Origin of the sequence: Streptococcus mitis, from assembly GCF_009496155.1 — a bacterium.
Lineage (GTDB): Bacteria > Bacillota > Bacilli > Lactobacillales > Streptococcaceae > Streptococcus > Streptococcus mitis_BQ.
This window is the reverse complement of sequence record NZ_WIJP01000041.1, coordinates 1-919: the sequence shown is the minus strand read 5'-3', so window position 1 is coordinate 919 and position 919 is coordinate 1. Positions and strand designations below refer to the sequence as shown.

The following is a 919-nucleotide window of genomic DNA, read 5'->3' as shown; positions in this document are numbered from 1 at the left end:
AAGGTGAATATAGAGAGACGGATCGTGTGACCCGTTTCAAGTTGATCAAGTCGGGTAAGCATTGGTTGCGTGCCTCGACCTCTCAATTTGGTCTCTTTAAAGTCTTGAGAGGTGGTGTAGATGCTGCTCAGGTAACAACTGAAGTGATTGAAGAGCAATCGGCAAATACACTGACTGGCTTGGATATCCTGAAGGGGATAGCCGCAGCAGGTACGGTACTTGGAGGAGCAGTTGCAACACAAACAACTGTTTATGCCAATGACGCTCTTGAAAAGACAGTAGAGGCAAATCAAACACTTGCAAATACAGATACAGTAACTTTGGGAACCGTAAAAGATCAGGAGGGGGCTAAAGCAGACAGCTTGTCAGTTTCTGTTAGCCAAAGCCAATCCTTGTCTGAGGAAGCTTCAAAGAATGCAAGTAAGCATCTTTCAGAAAGTGAAAGTCAATCAGTAAGTACTTCAACAAGTGCAAGCCAATCAGCCAGCACATCAGCATCTCAGTCAGCCAGCACATCAGCGTCTGAGTCAGCCTCAACAAGTGCTTCTCAATCACAAACTGGAGCAACTTCTGAACTTGCAACACCAGTAGCATCAGAAACAGCTTCAAACAAAGAGACATCTGTTCGTAAGGAAGATGCAGCTAACGCAACAGCTGATGCAGCTCTTTCAAAAGTCATCACTGATAGCCTCGCATCTCTTCAGGCAGTTGAAACTCGTTTAAGTCAACTTACATCAACAACTTCAAGCTTGGTGGATACAACGACAACAGCTGCAGTAGCGACTACAGTATCGGCTGAAGCGAACAAGAAAGCTGAAGAAGACCGCAAACGTCTTTCTAAAATCTCAGCTTCTATGGGTGAATACCTAGCCAAGTCTATCGGTTTACCTAACATGGATTCAGCAGTTACTAAAGTTAA

1 protein-coding gene is annotated in these 919 nt (G+C 44.5%); it reads left to right on the top strand.

Annotated elements, in window-relative coordinates:
* The coding region (locus tag GEZ84_RS10575; protein ID WP_153224492.1) for an accessory Sec-dependent serine-rich glycoprotein adhesin at positions 1 to 919 on the top strand (919 nt) is incomplete at both ends.